Here is an 18,359-nt window from a genome sequence, read left to right on the forward strand (position 1 = left end):
GGAGCGAGCCTGCTCGCGAAAGCGGTGGATCAGCAAACTTTGCATCAACTGACAAAACGCCTTCGCGAGCAGGCTCGCTCCCACATGGGTCCTGTGTCAGGCTTTGACGCCCTGCAGTGGCGGCAACTTCGCCAGCTTTAATGCTACCAACAGCGCGATCAGCAACAGTGCGCCAATGAACAGGCCAATGCCATTCCAGCCGCCAAGATGCCAGAACACGCCGCCCGCCGTCCCGGCAATGCTCGACCCTGCGTAATAACTGAACAGGTACAACGACGACGCCTGGCCCTTGGCTTTCAGCGCCCGACGGCCGATCCAGCTGCTCGCCACCGAGTGTGCGCCGAAGAAGCCGAAGGTGAAGATCAACATGCCAACGATCACCAGCAACAGCGGTGTGAACATCGTGAGCGCAAGGCCGGCGAACATCAGTGCGATGGTTGCCCACAGCACTTTGCGCCGTCCCAGTTTGTCCGCCAGCGAACCGATCTTCGCCGAACTGTAGATACCCGACAGATACACCACCGACAGCAAGCCGACAAATACCTGATCGAGGTTGTACGGCGCCGCCAGCAGGCGATAGCCGATGTAGTTGAACAGGGTGACGAAGGCGCCCATCAGTACGAACGCTTCGAGGAACAGCAATGGCAGGCCGGCGTCGCGAAAGTGCATGGTGAAGCCGTCGAGCAGGCTGCGTGGGTGCAGCGAGCGTGAGCGGAAGTTGCGCGATTCGGGAAGGATCTTCCAGAACACCGCCGCCGCGATCAGCGCCAGACCGCCGATCACCAGCATCGCCGTGTGCCAGCTGACGAAGTCGATCAACACCCCGGTGATCAACCGCCCGCTCATCCCGCCAATCGCGTTGCCGCCGATGTACAGGCCCATCGCCAGACCGATGTGCTGCGGGTGGATTTCCTCGCTCAGGTAAGTCATCGCCACGGCCGCCAGGCCGCTCAGCGAGAGACCGATCAGCGCGCGCATGATCAGCACGCCGTGCCAGCTCGGCATCATCGAACTGGCAATGGTGCACAGCGCGGCGGCGAACAGTGCCGCGACCATCACCGGTTTGCGCCCGACCCGGTCCGAGATCGGCCCGGTGATCAACAGCCCGAAGGCCAGCATGCCGGTCGCCACCGACAGGATCAGGCTGCTCTGCGCGGCATTGATCGAATACTCGTGGGACAGCAGCGGCATCATCGGCTGCACGCAGTACAACAGGGCGAAGGTCGCGAAGCCGCCGCTGAACAGCGCCAGCACCGTGCGCATGAACATCGGCGTGCCTTTTTCGATGTAGATCTCCTGCAGCTCGGCGATGACATCGTCCGCCGCGGCAGGCGGAACTTCATGGGCAAGAGGGGCGGCGGCGGTTTTCACATCAGACCTCGGAGGGCACGGCCAGGCAGGCAATGAAAAAATCATATAGCTGGCTAATGTTTCTATCCAATATATTGTTCGACCTGTTTGATAGCTTTAACGACCTAATGGGGTTTCCATGGAATTGCGTCATCTGCGCTACTTCATCGCCGTCGCCGAAGAATTGCATTTCGGCCGCGCCGCACAGGTGCTGGGGATCTCTCAGCCACCGCTGAGTCAGCAGATTCAGGCGCTGGAGCAAGAGGTCGGCGCGCGGTTGTTCGAGCGCACCAATCGTCGGGTCGAGCTGAGCGAGGCCGGCCGATTGTTTCTGCAGGAGGCGCGGCTGGTGCTGGCGCAGGTCGACAAAGCGGCGGACGTCGCCCGGCGTGCGCAACTCGGCGAATTGGGTGAATTGAAGATAGGCTTCACCTCATCGGCGCCGTTCAACTCGACCATTCCCCAGGCGATTTTTGCTTTTCGCCAGCGTTTCCCGGCAGTGCACCTGAACCTGCGGGAGATGAGCAGCACGCAAGTCGCCGAGGGCCTGGTGGATGAGTCGATCGAGGTCGGGATCATGCGCCCGCTGGGCCTGCCGGATTCGCTGAGTGTGGTGGAGCTGATGCGTGAGCCGCTGGTGGCGGTGCTCGGCTCCAAACATCCGTTGGCGCAAGGCAGCGAGGAAGGGCTGTTCCTCTCGGCGCTGGCGCTGGAGCCGTTCGTGTTCTTTCCACGCAGCTACGGCAGCGGGCTGTATGCGCAACTGCTCAGTCTGGCCCGCGATGCCGGGTTCAGTCCGCACTTCGCCCAGGAGGCCGGTGAGGCGATGACCATCATCGGACTGGTCGCAGCGGGGCTGGGGGTTTCGGTGTTGCCGGCCTCCTACCAGCGGATGCGCATCGACGGCGTGGTCTATCGACCGCTGCTCGATCCGGAGGCGGTGTCGGCGGTGTGGCTGGTGCAGCGCAAGGATCAGAAATCGCCGATGGCCAAGGCGTTCGTCGAACTGCTGACACGCAAGGTTGAGTCCGCTTAAAAGATCGCAGTCTGCGGCAGCTCCTACAGGTAAGCATTCCAATGTAGGAGCTGCCGCAGGCTGCGATCTTTTGATCTTGCCGTCAGGGCAACCGCACCAGATCCCCCTTCAACGCCACCCGCGTCACAAACACCCCGGCCCGGCACTCATAGGTATTCAAATCCTTGCGCACATGCTGGTCGTAGTAACTGACGATATTGACCACCGCATTCGCCCCGACCCGCTTGGCGTCGGCCTGCAACTTGATCAGGTTCGACTGCAGCACCCACTCGCAGGAATCGTGATCACTCTTGTTGAAGCCGTTGGTGCTCAAATCACTGACCACATCCCGGCGCAACAAGCGCTGCGTGCCCTGCGGCCCATTGCCGATCAGATAGAACTTCACACTGCCATCCAGCCGCCCGGCGCGAATTGCGTCCGAGAGCACGGTCTCGAACGGCATGTACATCAGATTGGTGGCGTGGCTGGCGCTGGGCAATAACCCGAGGAGCGTGGCGGCAATCAAGGCTTTCACTTGCATGGTCATCTCCTTGACTTTGCGAGTCAGCATTCAACGATTTATGGAGTGTAGACACCGTACGTCGGTGCAGAAAAAACCGTCTGGTACATGTGTAGCTCAAGGGCTACACTCTCGGTCATGCCCGAGATCATTCGAAGTTCAACATTCTCCACCTGGCTTTTGAAGCTGGCTGACAACCGCGCCAGGTTGCGTATTCAGGTGCGCATTGATCGTATGGCCGATGGGAATTTTGGTGATGTCAAAGCCGTCGGTGAGGGGCTCAGCGAAGTCAGAATTGACTATGGCCCCGGATATCGAGTCTATTTCATGCAACAAGGTCGGCAAGTGGTCATCCTCCTTTGTGGTGGAGACAAGAGCAGCCAACCCCGAGATATCAAGCAAGCCAGGCTCATCGCGGAGTCTTGGCAGGAGCAAAACCCATGACCGAACAATTCACTCGTTGGGACTCAGCCGAGTACCTCAAGACAGAAGAGGACATGGCCAATTATCTGGATGCCTGCATGGAGGAGGCTGGAGATGATCCTGCCTTTATCGCCAAGGCACTGGGCACCATTGCGAGAGCGCGAGGCATGACCCAAGTCGCACGTGACGCCGGGCTGTCTCGAGAAAGTCTCTACCGTGCACTGTCAGGTGAAGGAAATCCTGAGTTTGGAACGATTCTGAAAGTGGTGAAGGCGTTGGGCTTGAAGTTACATGCCAGCACTTGAGCTGAACTGAATAGCAAAGGGCGCCGCAAGGCGCCCTTTGTCGTTTCTACTGTCAATCAATCGACGTGCGCCAAATCCCCACGCAACGCCACGCTCGACACCACCAGCCCTGCGCGGCACTGGAATTTCTCGGTGTCTTTGTACAGGTCGCGCTGGTCGACGCTGGCGATGTTGATCACGGCGTTGGCGTCGGCTTTTTTCGCGGCGTTCTGCAGGGTCGCGAGGGCCGACTGCAGGGCCCAGAAGCAGGCGTCGGTGTCGGATTTGTTCGAGCCGTTGGTCTTGCGGCTGCTGCTCACAGTGTCGAGTTTGCGCACCTGTTTTGGCAGGGTTTCTCCGGCCAGGTAGAACTTCACGCTGCCGTCCAGCAGGCCGGCGTCGGTGGCGCGTTTGACGCCCTCGCGAAAGCTCAGGTAGGTCGGTTCGTCGGCGCCTTGCTTGACGATGCCCAGGTCGTTGACGAACTCGATGTCCGGGTTGATCGACAGCTCCTTGAGCACATTGTCGCGCAGGCGGTTGACCCAGCGGTTGTAGTTGCCGTGGATCTTGCCGTCCTTGGCGTCGAGGCCGTAGCTGCTGCGGTAGTCGATTTCGAACGAGGTCGGGCTGAACGGGATGTCGACTTCGGCGTGGTGACGGCCGCGTACGGTAATCGCCGCTTTGATCATGCCCGGGCGCACCGACTGCACGACCCACTGGCGATCATTGAGCGCGGTGACGATGGCGCGGCTCATCTGTTGCTGGGTGAAGCCGAGGTTGGGCGAGAACTCTTCCTTGGCGTTGTAAACCGGTTTGCTGGTGCAACCGCCGAGCACAAAGGCCAGGGCCAGCAGGGCGGCGATGCGGTGAAACTGAGTCATTCCCTTCACTCCAAACGTGTTGCGGTCAGTGCCAGCGGCGGAAAATCAACGAGGTGTTGACGCCACCAAAAGCGAAATTGTTGTTCATCACGTACTCGTGATGCATCTGGCGGAATTCGCCGCGCAGGTAATCGAGTTTGCCGCAGTGCGGATCGACCTCGTCGAGGTTGAGCGTGTGTACGTACAGGTCGCGATTGAGCATTTCGATGCTGAACCACGACTCCAGCGCGCCGCAGGCCCCGAGTGTGTGGCCGAGGAAACTCTTCTGCGAGCTGATCGGCATGTGTTCGCCGAACAGACTGCTGGTCGCCAGTGTTTCGGCAATGTCGCCCTGTTCTGTAGCGGTGCCGTGACCATTGACGTAACCGATGGCATCCGGCGCCAGCCCGGCGTCTTCCAGCGCCAGTTCCATGGCCCGGCGCATGGTGATCTGCTCCGGGCGGGTGGTGTGCTGGCCGTCGGCGTTGCTGCCGAAACCGACAATCTCCGCATGGATCCGCGCACCGCGCGCCAGCGCATGCTCCAGCTCTTCAAGCACCAGCATGCCGCCACCTTCGCCGATCACCAGACCGTCGCGGCCCTTGTCGTACGGACGTGGGCTGGTCTGTGGCGCGTCGTTTTTCAGGCTGGTGGCGTACAGCGCGTCGAAGACCATGGCTTCGGTCGGGCACAGCTCTTCGGCACCGCCGGCGAGCATCAGCGGCAGCCGTCCAAACTTGATTGCCTCGTAGGCGTAGCCGATGCCTTGACTACCACTGGTGCAGGCGCTGGACGTCGGGATCAGGCGTCCGGTGAGGCCGAAGAAAATGCTGATGTTGGCCGCGGTGGTGTGCGGCATCATCCGCACGTAGGAGTTGGCGTTGAGGCCTTCGGCCACCGAGTTGAGCAGCATGTTGCCGAACGCCTTGATCTCGTCGGTGCTGCCGGTGGATGAGCCGCAGGCCACACCCATGCGTCCGTCCTTGATCGATTCGTCACCGAGCAGGCCGGCGTCAGCCAGCGCCTGTTCCGCCGCACCCACCGCCAGCCGTGACACCCGGCCCATGCTGCGCAGTTGCTTGCGGGTCCAGTGCGGCGGCACGACAAAATCATCGATCGGCCCGGCCAGGCGGGTGTTGAGTTCGCTGAAGCGGTCCCACTCGTCCATGCGGCGGATGCCGCTGCGGTTGCCCGCGAAGTTGTCGGCGATGGTCTGCCAGTCGCTGCCCAGCGAAGTGATGCCGGCCATGCCGGTGACGACGACGCGCTTCATCAGCACAAGCCTCCGTTGACCGCCAGGACCTGGCGGGTGATGTACGAGGCTTCCGCCGACATCAGGAAATTCACCGCAGCGGCCACCTCTTGCGGGGTGCCCATGCGTTGTGCGGGGATCATTTTCATCAGTTCTTCCACCGGCACGTTTTCATCCAGCATCGCCGTATCGATCAGGCCTGGCGCGACGCAGTTAACGGTGATTTTGCGCTTGCCCAGTTCAATCGCCAACGCTTTCGCTGCACCGATCACCCCGGCCTTGGAGGCGCTGTAGTTGACCTGGCCACGGTTGCCGATCAAACCCGACACCGAAGTGATGCAGACGATCCGACCGGCGGCGCGACGACGGATCATCGGCATCATCAACGGGTGCAGGACGTTGTAGAAACCGTCGAGATTGGTGCGCAACACCACGTCCCAATCGTCATCGCTCAACGCCGGAAAAGCGCCATCGCGGGTCAGGCCGGCGTTGAGTACCACGCCGTAATAGGCACCGTGGGTTTCGACGTCGGCTTCGAGGATGGTTTTGCAGGTTTCGCGGTCGGCGACGTCGAATTGCAGGATGCGCGCGTGGCGCCCCAGCGCTTCGACTTCGGCTTTCACGGCCTGGGCTTCCGCTACGCCGCTGCGGCAGTGCAGGACGATGTCGTGCCCGGCCTGCGCCAGACGCAAGGCAATGGCGCGGCCGATGCCACGGCTGGAGCCGGTGACCAGTACGGATTCAGTCATCGTTCGACTCTCTGTTTTGTTCAAGGTATTGGCTGGGCTGCGGCGGACGGAACACGTTCAAGCGTGCGCTGGCCTCGATGCCGGGGGCGTTGATGTGGCATTCGAAAACGCCCATGCCGTTGTCGTCTTCCAGCGAGCGGATGCCGTGGATGGTCAGTTCGCTGCCGGCCGGAAACGCCTCGACGTTGCACTCGAATTTACGCGTGCCGAGGAGGAAACCCAGTTCTACCGGGTTGCCCTTCAATCGGGCATGGCAACCGGCGAACGCGGCAACGCTTTGCGCCATCAGCTCGACGCCGACCCACGCCGGCAGGCTGCCGTCAGGCAGATTGAACAAGCCGTCGGGCTTGACCGTGAGGCGGGTGTGGATCTGCTCCTCGTCGAAGCTGAGGATGCGGTCGATCAGAATCATGTCGCCAGCGTGGGGCAGCAGTTCGGCGAGCGGCCAGTCGTTCATGGGGCGTCTCCGATAATCAGGCTGACGTTGTTGCCGCCGAAAGCAAACGAGTTGCTCATCAGGTAGCGGGGTGCAATGGACGACAGGCGTTCGCTCGCGGTCACCCACTTCAGCGCCGCCAAGTCGGGGTCGGGCTGAGCGTCCCAGACGTGCGGCGGCAAGGCGTGCTGCGGATTGTCGGTGCTCAGGCTCAGCCAGCAGAACGCCGCTTCGAGGGCGCCGGCAGCGCCGAGGGTGTGGCCGGTCATCGGCTTGGTCGACGAGCAGGCCACGCCTTCAGGAAACAGCGTGGCGACCGCCAGACTTTCCATCGCATCGTTGTGCTGGGTCGCGGTGCCGTGCAGGTTCAGGTAGCTGATTTGCGCCGCTTGCAGCTGTGCGCGACTCAAGGCTTTCTGCATCGCTTGCAGGGCGCCGCGGCCGCTCGGTTCCGGCGCGGAAATGTGGTGCGCGTCTGAGCTGGCGCCGCTGCCGAGCAGGGCAATGGCCGGCCCGTCGCTGCGCTGCCTGCTCATCAGAAACAGCACCGCCGCTTCGCCGATATTGATGCCATTACGGTTGGCCGAGAACGGATTGCAGCGCTGGTCGGACACCGCTTCCAGCGCGCTGAAACCGTTGAGCGTCAGTTTGCACAGGCTGTCGACCCCGCCGCACAGCACCGCGTCGCACAGGCCCAGATCGAGCAGGCGCTGCGCGCTCATCAACGCCCGCGCACTGGACGTGCAGGCGGTGGAAATCACGTAGGCCGGGCCGCTGAGTTGCAGCCAGTCGGCGAGAAAATTCGCCGGGGCGCCGAGTTCCTGTTGCCGATAGTCGTACTCGCCAGGGAACTGCTGCTCGCGAAGATAGTGCGCCAGCCCGCGACTGGCTTCGTCGATCCCCGAAGTGCTGGTGCCGAGCACCACGCCAATACGCTCGCGACCGTAGGTCTGAATCGCCCGGTCTATGTCCTGGCGAATCTGCAGCGCGGCTTCCAGCAGCAGTTGATTGTTGCGGCTGCGCTGGTCGGCCAGTTCGGCCGGAATCGCCGCCAGCTCACCGTGCACCGCCGCCACCGGCAGCTCACGCCCGGCCACCCAGCCGGACTCGCGGCGCATGCCCGAGCAGTCACCGGCAAACAGGTTGTGCGCGACCTGGTGCTTGTCGCGGCCCAGCGCGCAGATCACGCCGAGGGCATTGAGGTAGGCAGTCATGGCGTCGGTTCACCGAGGGGAGAAACCCGATAGTGCGGGCCTTGGGGCAGATTCAATTGGAAACTCAACGGTTGTGCATAACGGATCGTCCAGCGCGGCGCCAGCGTGCGTTGCTCGCCCTGCTGCTGCGCGGCGGGGTAATTGCGCGCCAGTTCGCCGGAGGGGGTCAGGGCAAACAGCAACGCGGCAAACAGCTCCCGGGCTTCCGGGTTGGGCGGCAGCAGCCCGTCGGCTTGCCAGCGACCGTCGATCAACTGCTGACGCGCCTGGGGGATGCCCAGCGGATCCATCATCGACCAGCGGATGCCGGGGCCTTCGCGCTGGATCACCAACAGCCAGTCCTGACGCTGATCGGCCTGTTGACGTTCGATGTGCAGTTGCAGCGGTAACGGCAGCGTCGGGTTGCTCGCGGGCAGCGGGGCCTGGCTGGCGCAGGCGCTCAACAGAAGCATCATGCTGACCACAAAAAGTCGCCACACCACGGACACTGTGGGAGCGAGCCTGCTCGCGAAGACGCCGGCACATTCAACAAAGAGGCTGGCTGACCCATCGCTTTCGCGAGCAGGCTCGCTCCCACAGTTTATGTGTCGCATCAACGATCACCTTCAAGAGGCTTACGCGCCACGACATTCACTAGCGTTTCCTCACGCTGCCCAAACGGCTTCGGCCGGCGCAATCCAAACCGCTCCAGCAGTCCGAAATCCTGCGACCGGCTCCACCACAGATACGGGTACGAGACATTATGTTCGCCAAACTCGAAACCCTGCTGGTGAATCATTTCCAGGTACTGCGCCGCGCTCTTCTGCACATGCATCGGATGGCGGAACAGCCAGCGGATCACCCAAGTATCAATGTAGGCTTCGGTGGACTCGGCGAACAGCAGATAACCGCCCGGCTTCAGCACGCGATAGAACTCGGCGAGGGCTTTTTCCTGTTCGACCAGATGATGAAAGGTCTGGTGGCAGAACAGCAGATCGACACTGGCATCGGCGACACTGAGCGTCGCGCAGTCGCTGCCGATCAGCTCGACATCGAAACCCTGGCGCGCCGCTTCTTCGGCGCTCAATGCAAGGCTGTGCGGATCAGCGTCGACGCCGATCAGACGCTGGGGGGCGAAGGTCTGGCGCAGGTGCCGGAACGATTTGCCCTGACCGCAGCCGGCATCCAGCAGCACCGGATGGGCCGGCAGCGACTCGCTGAACAATCCGCGCAAATCGTTGATCGCCACGCGCAGCACGTGGTGCTGCCAGGTGTGGCTGCGCAGGAACCAGAAACCGAAGCGGGTTTCCTCGACGTAGCTGTCGCTCAAGTAATTCATGGGGCGTCCTTTGCACAGAGTTCGGAAATCATCTTCAACCGGCGGCGTGCTTCGCTGACGAACGGGTTGCGTTCATCCCAGGCATAACCGGCGAGGATCGAGCAGATCATTCGGCGAATCTCCGCCTGACTGTCTTGATAAAAAATCACGTCCTGAAAGGTGCCGGCATACCAGCCTTCGACGTAGCAGCGGAAGGTATCGACCCCACGTTTGAGCGGCTCGGCGAACTCGCGCTGCCAGTCGACGGTTTCGCCCTGCAACTGCCGGTGCAGCACGGCGGCGGCCATGCTCGCCGAACGCATGGCGATGGTCACGCCGGAGGAGAACACCGGGTCGAGAAATTCCGCGGCGTTGCCGAGCAGGGCGAAGCCGGGGCCATGCAGGGTTTTCACATTTGCCGCATAACCACCGAGGGTGCGCGCCGGGGTGTCCCACACCGCGTTGTTCAGCACGCCGGCGAGGCTTGGGGTTTCGGCGATGAAGCCACGCAGGCAGGCATCCAGATCGCTGTCGCGACCCTTGAAGTGCTCGGCGGCAGCCACCACGCCCACTGAGCAGCGACCGTTGCTGAACGGGATCGTCCAGAACCAGATGTCGCGGTGCTCGGGGTGGGTGGTGACGAGGATCTTCTCGCGGTCGAAGGCCGGGTTGTCGATGTGATCTTCAACGTGGGTGAACACCGCCTGGCGCACCGGGAAATTCGATGGCGCTTCCAGCTCGAGCAAACGCGACAGCACGCGCCCGTAGCCGCTGGCGTCGAGTACGAAATCCGCTTCGACGCGGTACTCGCTGCCGTCTTCGCGCAGCACGTCGAGCTGCGGTCTGGCGCGGTCGAAATCAACGCGGACGATGGCATCGCCGTAACGGATCTCGGCACCTTGCAGTGCAGCCTGATCGGCCAGCAGCTTGTCGAAATCGGCGCGCTGCACCTGGAACGTGGTGGGTTTACCTGCGGTGAAGGTATCGCTGAAATCGAACGCGCTGTAGCGCTCGCCCCAGGCGAACGCAGCACCGGTCTTGCGCTGGAATCCGGCGGCGTTGACGGCGTCGAGCATGCCGGCCTCTTCGACGAAATCCAGGCAATGGCTGAGCAGGCTTTCACCGATGGAAAACCTCGGGAAGTGCTGGCGCTCGAGCACCAGCACATCGTGGCCCTTGCGCGTGAGTAGCGCAGCGGCGATGGCGCCGGACGGGCCGGCACCAATGATCACTACCTGACGACGTTGCATTTCAACGGTTGGCACGTGAACTCCCGGGCGCAGTGGCGGTGGTTTTCAGGGGCGCGCGGTGCAGGCCGAGCAGGGCCGGCAACAGCGTCGCGATCAGACCCATCAGCATCAGCGCGAAGTACAGCGCCGTGCTGATCAGCTGTTGTTGCAGCAGCAGGTTGAGAAAGACGATTTCACTCAGCCCGCGAATATTCAGCAGCACGCTTTCACGCCAGCGGCTGGCGCCTTCGAACGAGGCGCCGGCCCAGCCCAGACCCAGCCAGTTGCCGAGCAGTTTACTGGCAATCGGCAACAGCAGCAGCGCCGCCCATTGCGCCGCGCCGAGGCTGGCAAGGGCGCTGTGAACGTCAATCTGCACGATGCCGAAGGTGAGGATCAGCGGGATCGCGATCCATGTCTGCAAACGGCTCATCCACCGCGCCGGCAATGGCAGCACCAACGGTACTTTCAGCAAGGCCATGCACAGCAGATAACCGATGCCGAAAATCAGTGCGTTGAGTTTGTAATGCTCGGCCAGCACCAGCAGCGCAAAGAAACCAAGGCTGTAGGTCAGCGGTCGACGCACGCGCAGCAGATGCAACAGCAGCGGCACGCAGGCCAGTCCCAGCGGCAGCAACAGACTGCTCAGATGCAGACTGCCCTGAGCGAGACCGAACAGCGTCCAGCAGGTCAGGTCGATGAGGATTGCGGTCTGCACCAGACGCCGGGTGGCGGCGGGCGGGTAGTCGATGTGACGCAAATACAGATACAGCACCGGAATCGCCGTGATCGCGAACACCAGCCCAATGGCCAGCGAGTTCAGCCACGGTTGCGCTGGCAGCAACCAAGCGGCGGCCGCCAGACCGGAGGCAAATGGCACGGCAAAACTCGGCACGGCGATTTTCACGCTCTGGCGGTCCAGCCGCAGGTCGATCACATCACTGAGAATGTGCCCGAGCAACAGCGCGAAACTCAGGCTGTAGAGGTCTTTCAGCCACCCCGGCGCGATCAGTTCGGCACCGCTGAGCTGCCAGCCCGGTTCGATCCAGAAGTACATCAGCAGCGGCAACCCAAAGCTGGCCAGCAGCAACTGGCTGACGATCGGGATCAGGCCGAAATGCCGACCGACACGGGTCGCCACAGCGAACAGCGCCAGGGCCATCAGCCAGAAACCGACGACCATCACGCTGCCGGCTCCGCAACGGCGGCGCGGTGGACGTGACGTCTGGCCCACGGCGCCAGAATGAAACTGAAGGCCAGCCCCAAGCTCACTGACAGGCCGAAATTGCTCACCGCCGGCGTGCTCGACACCGCCAGCAAACCGAACGACAGCCAGGTCGTCAGCGCCGCCAGCAAGGTGCCCAGCAGGCTGACAGCCGCACCGCCGACCTGCTCACGCATGAGGATCGCGTAATCGACGCTGATCGCCGTCACCAGCAGCAGGCCGAACAGGCTGAACAGGGTCAGCGGCTGACCGAGCCAACCGAGGCTGGCCAGGCTGCACAGCGCCGCCAGCAGCGGCAGGGCGACGATGCGCAAGGCGCCGCCGAAGCCGAACGGCACGGTCAGCACCAGCACAATCAACACGCAGGAGGCGAGTTTCAGTTCGGCGGCGCTGATTTGGGTCGCGGCGAACACATTGTTCAATTCGCCGAGACGATCGACCAGCATCACGCCCGGCAAGTCCAGGGCCTGCACCCGCAGCAGTGACGGATTGTTCAGGCCTTGCAGGCTGGTCATCGCCGCCACGCCATCATCGGTCGGGCCAAGCCACAGCGTGCGGTAAGGCTCGCCCAGCGGCCCGGCGAGTGCTGCGTCGATATCTTCGGACGGCAGGTTCTGCAACTGCTGCAACTCGGTTTGCAACGCCGCGAGCGGTACGCCGAGGTCGAGCAATGGCTGCCAGTATTGCGGCAGTTTGCTCAGCGCTTCGCGAACCTGCTGTTGCTGGCTCGGCGGACTGAGCAGTTGATCGAGGGCCAGATAGCCTTGCAGTTTGTCGAGGTTGACCAGTTGCTGCAGACGTTCGCTTAACGCGGCTTGCCGCTCCAGCAGTTGCTGCTGATTGGCGCCACGTACGAGGAAGAACTGGCTGGTCGGCTGATAGCCGGTGATGCGCGCGATGGTCTGCGCCTCATCGGTCAGGCGTTGCGGCGCGCCGACCCACTGGCGAATGTCGTTCTTGCTTTGCAGCTGCACCAGACCACCGGCGCAGAACGCGATCAACAGCGCCAGCAGCACCGGGGTGCGCACGTGTTCGAGCAGGTTTTCGCGCAGTTGCACCAAACGCTCGGCCAGACGCAGCGGCCATTGCGCCGGTTGCAGCTCAACGTTGTTCAGCAGGGCCGGCAGCAGGCACACCGCCGACAGGTAAGCACCGAGCAATCCGGCGGCGGAGAACACCGCGATTTGCGTCAACGCCGGGAAGGGCGTCCAGGCCAGCGCCAGATAACCGATGGCGCTGGTGATCAGGCTCAGCGTCAGTCCGGACAGGGTCAGGCGCAGCGCCGGCCAGCTGCGCCACGGCTTGAGGCTCCAGCTTTTCGACAGATAGTGCAGCGGGTAATCCACCGCCACGCCGATCAGGCTGGAGCCGAGCACCAGCGTCATCACATGCATATGGCCGAACAACGCGACGCAGGCCACCGCGCCGAACAGCATGCCCACCAGCACCGGCACGAACGCCAGCAGCACCCGCCAGCGACGAAACGCCAACAGCAGCAACAGCAGAATGCCGAGAGTGGCGCCGCCGCCGACCCAGGTCATTTCGCGAGTGGCTTGCTGCTGACCGTTGGCGGCGTACAGCAAACCGCTGGCGGCCAACAGTTGCACGTCGGCTCTCGCCGCTTGCTCGCGACTGTGCTGCAGCAGATCAGCGACTTTCAGCGGCAGGTTCATGTCGAAGGCATTGCCGGTGGTGCGCGCGCGCAGCAGCACCCAGCTCTTGCCGTCGGCATCGGCGACCAGTGCGCCGCTGCCGATGTCCAGTTGCACCGCGCCGTGTTTCGGCTGGCTGTTCTGAATGCGTCCGGTCAGGCCCAGCCAGTCGTCCTGGCTCGGCACCAGGGTGAAACCGTTGAACGGGTCGAACAGTGCCTGAACCCGTTGCTGAATGAACGCATCGGGATGCTCGCTCAGCAGTTGCCGGTCATCCGCCGAGAGCATCGCCAGCCGCCCTTGCAGCAGTTGCGTACGCAGCGCCGGCAGATCCGCCTGCAGGTTCCACTGGACCTTTTCGAACAGACCGCTGGCCTGCCATTGCTCGCCCAAAGTCTGGGCCATGGCCACCGCTTGCTGGCGATCAGTGTGACCGACCAACACCAGCATTTCCCGATTGAGCGGCTCCTGCATGCGCTGTTCGGCGCGCAGTTCGAGGGCGTCAGGGTTGGTGCCGGGCACCAGCTCCATGAGGTTGGCCGACAGCGGCGCACCGTCGCGCCACTGCCACCCGGCCAGCGCGATGACCGCCAGCAGCAGGATCAGGAACAGCCACGGTAGCCTGCGTTCACTCGGCAAAGTCACGTTGCTCCGCTTCGCTCAACGGCTGGCTTGCAGTGCTGTCCTGCATGCGCAGCACAGTGCTGTCGCCCTGGGTTTCCAGCAGTTCGATGGTCTGCACTAACTCACCGCCGTCGATATTGATCTGATTGAACACTTGCTTGAGCAGCACCGAGCGCGGGGTCAGGGTGAGTTTCCACTGCTGTGCGTCGCCGCTCAGGGCCAGTTCGAAATCCCGTTGCAAGCCGCTGCTGTCGCCTTGCAGCACGGCGAGGAACAAGCGGTTCTGTTCGGCACCGGCGCTCTTGTTCGGCAGCAACTGCCAAGCGTTGCCGTCACGACGGGCGATGCCGTTGGCGGTGATGCGGTAATCCTGTTGCAGAGGGGTCTTGAGCAGCCAGAGCAGGCCGTGATTTTTCGCCAGGACGAAGTTGCCCTTGCTGATCAACGGCTGGGGCAGGGCGCGCAGGTGTTTTTCCTGGATGAACTGGCCGTGGATCACTTCCGGTTTCGCCAGTTGTTCGCTGAGCTGTTGCAGGTCGAAGGCGTTGGCCAGCGTCGACACGGCGAGCAGCGCCATCGCGCCAAGGCATTTGCAGAACAGGTTCATCGCAGCATCCTTTCCACCGCATCGGTGAACACTTTGGGTGAGGCCAGTTGCATCTCGCGGCTGCTGATCTCGACCGCTACCTGCACCGAGCTGGCACGGGTCAGGCGCTCGCCGGTCTGCAGGTCGGTGATCAGATAATTGATCTTCAAGCGGTTCTCCCACTCCACCAGACTGGCGCGCACGTTCAAGCGCTGGCCGAACACCGCGCCGCGCACATAACGCAGTTGCAGGTCGATGATCGGCCACGCGTAACCCGACTCGGACATCTGCGTGTAGTTGTGGCCGATCTTGTCGAGCAGCGCGCAGCGCGCGACTTCCAGGTATTTGACGTAATGCCCGTGCCAGACCACATGCATGGTGTCGACGTCGAAAAACGGCACGAGGATTTCCGTGTCGGCGTGCAGCACTCCGGCGCTACGCATGCAGCCTCCAGTGTTGTTCGGCGATGCGTTGCAGGCACAGGCGCAGTTCGCCTTCCAGTGCACGGTCTTCGATGACTGGCGGGAAGTCCTTGGCCAGCTCTTCGTGCATGGCGGCCAGCGAAGGTGGCAGCGCACGCGCGTCTGCATCGCGACCGCGCAGCCACACGCCCTGATTGGCCGCGAGCAACGTGGCGGCGGCGACCTGTTCGGTCAGCTCCAGCACGCGGATCGCGTCACGGGCGGCGATGGTGCCCATGCTCACCTTGTCCTGGTTATGGCACTCGGTGGAGCGTGAGAACACGCTGGCCGGCATGGTGTTTTTCAGCGCCTCGGCGGTCCAGGCGCTGGTGCCGATCTGTACGGCCTTGAAGCCGTGGTTGATCATCGCGCGATCCGCCGGGGCGCCGGACAGATTGCTCGGCAATCCGTGGTTGTAGCGCTCGTCGACCAGCAATGCGAGCTGACGGTCGAGCAGGTCGGCGACGTTGGCCACCAGATTTTTCAGGCTGTCCATGGCGAACGCGATGTGCCCGCCGTAGAAGTGCCCGCCGTGCAGCACGCGCTCGGCTTCGGCGTCGATGATCGGGTTGTCGTTGGCGCTGTTGAGTTCGGTCTCGATGAACGCACGCAGCCAGTTCAGGCTGTCGGCCAGCACCCCGAGTACGTGCGGGGCGCAGCGCAATGAGTAGCGATCCTGCAGGCGATGCAGCGGCGCGGTCGGGGCGTCGATCGCCAGATCCTTGCGCAGCCACGCGGCGACCTGCATCTGCCCCGGATGCGGCTTGGCAGCGAACAGACGCTCGTCGAAGTGTTCCGGATTGCCTTGCAGCGCGACCACGTTGAGCGCGGTGATGCGCGTGGCCAGTTGCAGCAGATAGTCGGCGCGGGCGAAGGCCAGGCACGCAAGGCCGGTCATCACTGCGGTGCCGTTCATCAGGGCCAGCGCTTCTTTCGGGCGCAGCACCAGCGGCGTCCAGCCGAGTTCGCGATGCACGTCGGCCGCTTGCCGGCGCTCGCCACGAAACAGCACTTCGCGCTCGCCGGACAGGGTCGCGGCGACGTAGGACAGCGGCGTCAGATCGCCGCTGGCGCCGACCGAACCCTCTTCGGGGATCAGCGGCAGGATGTCGTGTTCAAGGAAGGCGTGCAGGCGCTCCAGCAGTTCGATGCGCACCCCGGACACGCCGTGGCACAACGACTGCAAACGCGCCGCCAGCACCGCGCGGGTGGCTTGCGCGTCGAGCAGTTTGCCGAGGCCGCAGCCGTGGAAGGTATACAGATGACGCGGCAGTGCCTCGACGTGATGCAGCGGCACCGCGACCACGCAGGAATCACCGTAACCGGTGGTCACGCCGTAGATCACGCCTTCCTTGTCCAGCAGCGAATCGAGGAACCGTGCGCCTTTGGCGATGCGCTCGCGGTAAGCGGCGTCGCTCTGCAACTGCACGGGCGCCTGACGGTTGGCCAGGGCCAGCACGTCTTCGATGCGCAAAGGGCGTTCGCCGAAGGTTACCGGCTCATGGGTTGGCGTCGTCATCGGTCTTCCAGAAAGGGTAAAAGTTGAACCATTGGTGCGGGGCTTCGAGGCAATAGTGACTCAGGCGCTGCGCGTAGCGGGTGGCCCACTGATGAATGACCTGCTCGCGCTCGCGGCGTGTCCAGGTCACGCTGTCGGCGAACGGCTCGAGGGTCAGGCGATAGTGGCCGTCCGGTTGTTTCAGGCACATCAGCAGGTTGACCGGGCATTTGAGCAAACCGGCCAGCAGCCACGGGCCTTGCGGAAACGCTGCCGGGTGGCCGAGAAAATCCACGCTGACGCTGCGCCCGCCGTGCAATGGCACGCGGTCGCCGGCAATCGCCAACCACTCGCCGCGCTCCAGGCGTTCGTGCAGTTGCAGCATGATCACCGGGTCCAGTTCGCTGACCTGAATCAAGCGCAGATTGGTCGCCCCGGCCTCGCCCAGCAAGCGATTGAACTGCTCGGCGTGCTTGGTGTGCACCAACACGTTCATGGTGACCTTTTCGCCAATCTCGGCCAGCGCCCGGCACACCTCCAGGTTGCCCAGGTGCGCGCCGACCAGCAGTTGCCCGCGACTGCCGCGCAACTGATTGCGCAGCAATGCCGGGTCGATGATTTCGATCTGCTCGATGCGGATCTTGCCGTTCCACACGTCGAGCTTGTCGAGCAGCGAATCGGCGAACGCCATGAACTGGCAAAACACGCGCCAGTAACTCGGGCGCAATTCGGCGCGGTTGCTCCAGTCAGCCAGCCGTTGCTGGTATTGCCAGGCACTGTTGCGCGCGGTACGGCCGAACAGGAAGAAGTACAGGACGATGCCGTACAGCAACGGACTGAGCAGACGCCGGCCAAGCACCTTGGCGGCGAACGCGGTGAATTTCATCAGCAGGAAGCTGCCGCGCTCTTCGCGGTCGGCCCAGTGCTTCTTGTCGGTCTCGACGCTCATGTGCGCCACCGGCGCCAGAGGATGACCGGCAAGCGCAGCAGCATGCCGAAGAACAACCGGGTGTGCATGCTGGAAATCAGCGCGTTGTCGTGGAACAGACGGAAGTGCGAGACGCCGTCCAGCGGGTAATGCACGCTGGTCTGCAGCCAGCGCATCGGCTGGTTGCGCCACGACAGGCGCACGAGGATGTCGGAGTCGAAATCCATGCGCTTGCCGACCCGCGCCGAGTCGATCACTGCCAGCGTCGGGGCCAGCGGATACACGCGAAAGCCGCACATCGAATCGCGGATCTGCAACGACAGCGTATTGATCCAGACCATCACGTGGGTCAGATAACGTGCGTACAAGCGGCCCTTGGGCACGCTCTCGTCGAACAGCGGATAACCGCAGATCATCGCGTCCGGGTGGGCGCGGGATTCCTCGACGAAACGCGCGACGTCGTGCAGGTCGTGCTGGCCGTCGGCGTCAACTTGCAGGGCATGGGTGAAGCCCAGACGCGCAGCCTCGCGCAGTCCGGTCATCACCGCGCCGCCCTTGCCCTGATTGAGGGTCAGGCGCACCAGATGCACCTGGTCGCGTTCGGCCAGCGCATCCAGCACGCGCGCGCAGGACGGGGTGCTGGCGTCGTCCACCAGAATGCACGGCAGGCCTTGGGCGAGCAGCGCGTCGACTACGGTGCCGATCGCGGTTTCGTGGTTGTAGACCGGAATCACGGCGCAGGGCTTATGCATGGTT

At 63.1% G+C, this 18,359-nt stretch carries 20 protein-coding genes; 3 read left to right on the forward strand and 17 right to left on the reverse strand.

Features of this window, described 5'->3' with window-relative positions:
- Positions 1-96 precede the first annotated feature (96 nt).
- Positions 97-1,371, reverse strand: coding sequence for an MFS transporter (locus tag LOY52_RS02080; protein ID WP_258677996.1), 1,275 nt, complete (start codon positions 1,369-1,371; stop codon positions 97-99).
- A gap of 118 nt (positions 1,372-1,489) precedes the next feature.
- Between LOY52_RS02080 and LOY52_RS02085 the strand changes: the two genes are divergently transcribed.
- Positions 1,490-2,386, forward strand: coding sequence for a LysR family transcriptional regulator (locus LOY52_RS02085; RefSeq protein WP_258677997.1), 897 nt, complete (start codon positions 1,490-1,492; stop codon positions 2,384-2,386).
- A gap of 82 nt (positions 2,387-2,468) precedes the next feature.
- Here the strand turns inward: LOY52_RS02085 and LOY52_RS02090 are convergent, their stop codons facing one another.
- Positions 2,469-2,906 (reverse strand): excinuclease, encoded by a 438-nt coding sequence (locus LOY52_RS02090; protein WP_258677998.1) that lies wholly within the window; start codon positions 2,904-2,906, stop codon positions 2,469-2,471.
- A gap of 117 nt (positions 2,907-3,023) precedes the next feature.
- Here LOY52_RS02090 and LOY52_RS02095 point away from each other — a divergent pair, with 117 nt between their 5' ends.
- Together LOY52_RS02095 and LOY52_RS02100 are read left to right on the forward strand one after the other, a co-directional pair.
- Entirely contained in the window at positions 3,024-3,329 is a 306-nt protein-coding gene (locus LOY52_RS02095) for a type II toxin-antitoxin system RelE/ParE family toxin (protein WP_258678000.1), read from the forward strand.
- Positions 3,326-3,613 (forward strand): addiction module antidote protein, encoded by a 288-nt coding sequence (locus LOY52_RS02100; protein ID WP_007943750.1) that lies wholly within the window; start codon positions 3,326-3,328, stop codon positions 3,611-3,613. Before LOY52_RS02095 ends, LOY52_RS02100 begins: the two co-directional genes overlap by 4 nt.
- 56 nt (positions 3,614-3,669) lie before the next feature.
- Here the strand turns inward: LOY52_RS02100 and LOY52_RS02105 are convergent, their stop codons facing one another.
- The 15 genes from LOY52_RS02105 to LOY52_RS02175 are packed head-to-tail and all read right to left on the reverse strand — an operon-like array spanning position 3,670 to position 18,355.
- Positions 3,670-4,473, reverse strand: a complete 804-nt coding sequence (locus LOY52_RS02105; protein WP_007967258.1) for a hypothetical protein — start codon at positions 4,471-4,473, stop codon at positions 3,670-3,672.
- 25 nt (positions 4,474-4,498) lie between these two features.
- Positions 4,499-5,725, reverse strand: coding sequence for a beta-ketoacyl-ACP synthase (locus tag LOY52_RS02110; RefSeq protein ID WP_258678002.1), 1,227 nt, complete (start codon positions 5,723-5,725; stop codon positions 4,499-4,501).
- On the reverse strand, positions 5,725-6,453 hold the full coding sequence (gene fabG, locus LOY52_RS02115) for a 3-oxoacyl-ACP reductase FabG (RefSeq protein WP_258678004.1): 729 nt from the start codon (positions 6,451-6,453) through the stop codon (positions 5,725-5,727). The genes LOY52_RS02110 and fabG overlap by 1 nt, the downstream gene beginning before the upstream one ends.
- Positions 6,446-6,910 (reverse strand): hotdog family protein, encoded by a 465-nt coding sequence (locus LOY52_RS02120; RefSeq protein ID WP_258678006.1) that lies wholly within the window; start codon positions 6,908-6,910, stop codon positions 6,446-6,448. The genes fabG and LOY52_RS02120 overlap by 8 nt, the downstream gene beginning before the upstream one ends.
- Positions 6,907-8,103 carry a beta-ketoacyl-[acyl-carrier-protein] synthase family protein gene (locus LOY52_RS02125; protein ID WP_258678008.1) on the reverse strand — a complete coding sequence of 399 codons (1,197 nt, stop codon included), beginning with the start codon at positions 8,101-8,103 and terminating at the stop codon, positions 6,907-6,909. The genes LOY52_RS02120 and LOY52_RS02125 overlap by 4 nt, the downstream gene beginning before the upstream one ends.
- Positions 8,100-8,696, reverse strand: coding sequence for a DUF3261 domain-containing protein (locus LOY52_RS02130; protein WP_258678010.1), 597 nt, complete (start codon positions 8,694-8,696; stop codon positions 8,100-8,102). Before LOY52_RS02130 ends, LOY52_RS02125 begins: the two co-directional genes overlap by 4 nt.
- The gene (locus LOY52_RS02135) at positions 8,696-9,421 is read right to left on the reverse strand and encodes a class I SAM-dependent methyltransferase (protein WP_258678012.1); all 726 of its coding nucleotides are present in this window, start codon (positions 9,419-9,421) and stop codon (positions 8,696-8,698) included. Before LOY52_RS02135 ends, LOY52_RS02130 begins: the two co-directional genes overlap by 1 nt.
- Positions 9,418-10,665: an NAD(P)/FAD-dependent oxidoreductase gene (locus tag LOY52_RS02140; protein WP_258678014.1), complete on the reverse strand. Its 1,248-nt coding sequence runs from the start codon at positions 10,663-10,665 to the stop codon at positions 9,418-9,420. The genes LOY52_RS02135 and LOY52_RS02140 overlap by 4 nt, the downstream gene beginning before the upstream one ends.
- Entirely contained in the window at positions 10,652-11,815 is a 1,164-nt protein-coding gene (locus tag LOY52_RS02145; RefSeq protein ID WP_258678016.1) for a sodium:proton antiporter, read from the reverse strand. The genes LOY52_RS02140 and LOY52_RS02145 overlap by 14 nt, the downstream gene beginning before the upstream one ends.
- On the reverse strand, positions 11,812-14,151 hold the full coding sequence (locus LOY52_RS02150) for an MMPL family transporter (RefSeq protein WP_258678018.1): 2,340 nt from the start codon (positions 14,149-14,151) through the stop codon (positions 11,812-11,814). Before LOY52_RS02150 ends, LOY52_RS02145 begins: the two co-directional genes overlap by 4 nt.
- Positions 14,135-14,737: an outer membrane lipoprotein carrier protein LolA gene (locus LOY52_RS02155; RefSeq protein WP_258678019.1), complete on the reverse strand. Its 603-nt coding sequence runs from the start codon at positions 14,735-14,737 to the stop codon at positions 14,135-14,137. Before LOY52_RS02155 ends, LOY52_RS02150 begins: the two co-directional genes overlap by 17 nt.
- Complete coding sequence (locus tag LOY52_RS02160; RefSeq protein WP_258678020.1) at positions 14,734-15,159, reverse strand: thioesterase family protein; 426 nt, start codon at positions 15,157-15,159, stop codon at positions 14,734-14,736. The genes LOY52_RS02155 and LOY52_RS02160 overlap by 4 nt, the downstream gene beginning before the upstream one ends.
- Positions 15,152-16,696 carry a histidine ammonia-lyase gene (gene hutH, locus LOY52_RS02165; RefSeq protein ID WP_123585542.1) on the reverse strand — a complete coding sequence of 515 codons (1,545 nt, stop codon included), beginning with the start codon at positions 16,694-16,696 and terminating at the stop codon, positions 15,152-15,154. The genes LOY52_RS02160 and hutH overlap by 8 nt, the downstream gene beginning before the upstream one ends.
- Positions 16,677-17,624, reverse strand: coding sequence for a glycosyl transferase (locus LOY52_RS02170; RefSeq protein WP_258678021.1), 948 nt, complete (start codon positions 17,622-17,624; stop codon positions 16,677-16,679). Before LOY52_RS02170 ends, hutH begins: the two co-directional genes overlap by 20 nt.
- A complete protein-coding gene (locus tag LOY52_RS02175) occupies positions 17,621-18,355 on the reverse strand; it encodes a glycosyltransferase family 2 protein (protein WP_258678023.1) in 735 nt (244 codons plus the stop codon). The genes LOY52_RS02170 and LOY52_RS02175 overlap by 4 nt, the downstream gene beginning before the upstream one ends.
- Positions 18,356-18,359 lie beyond the last annotated feature (4 nt).

This window comes from Pseudomonas sp. B21-051, from assembly GCF_024748795.1.
GTDB classification, from domain to species: Bacteria; Pseudomonadota; Gammaproteobacteria; order Pseudomonadales; family Pseudomonadaceae; genus Aquipseudomonas; species Aquipseudomonas putida_A.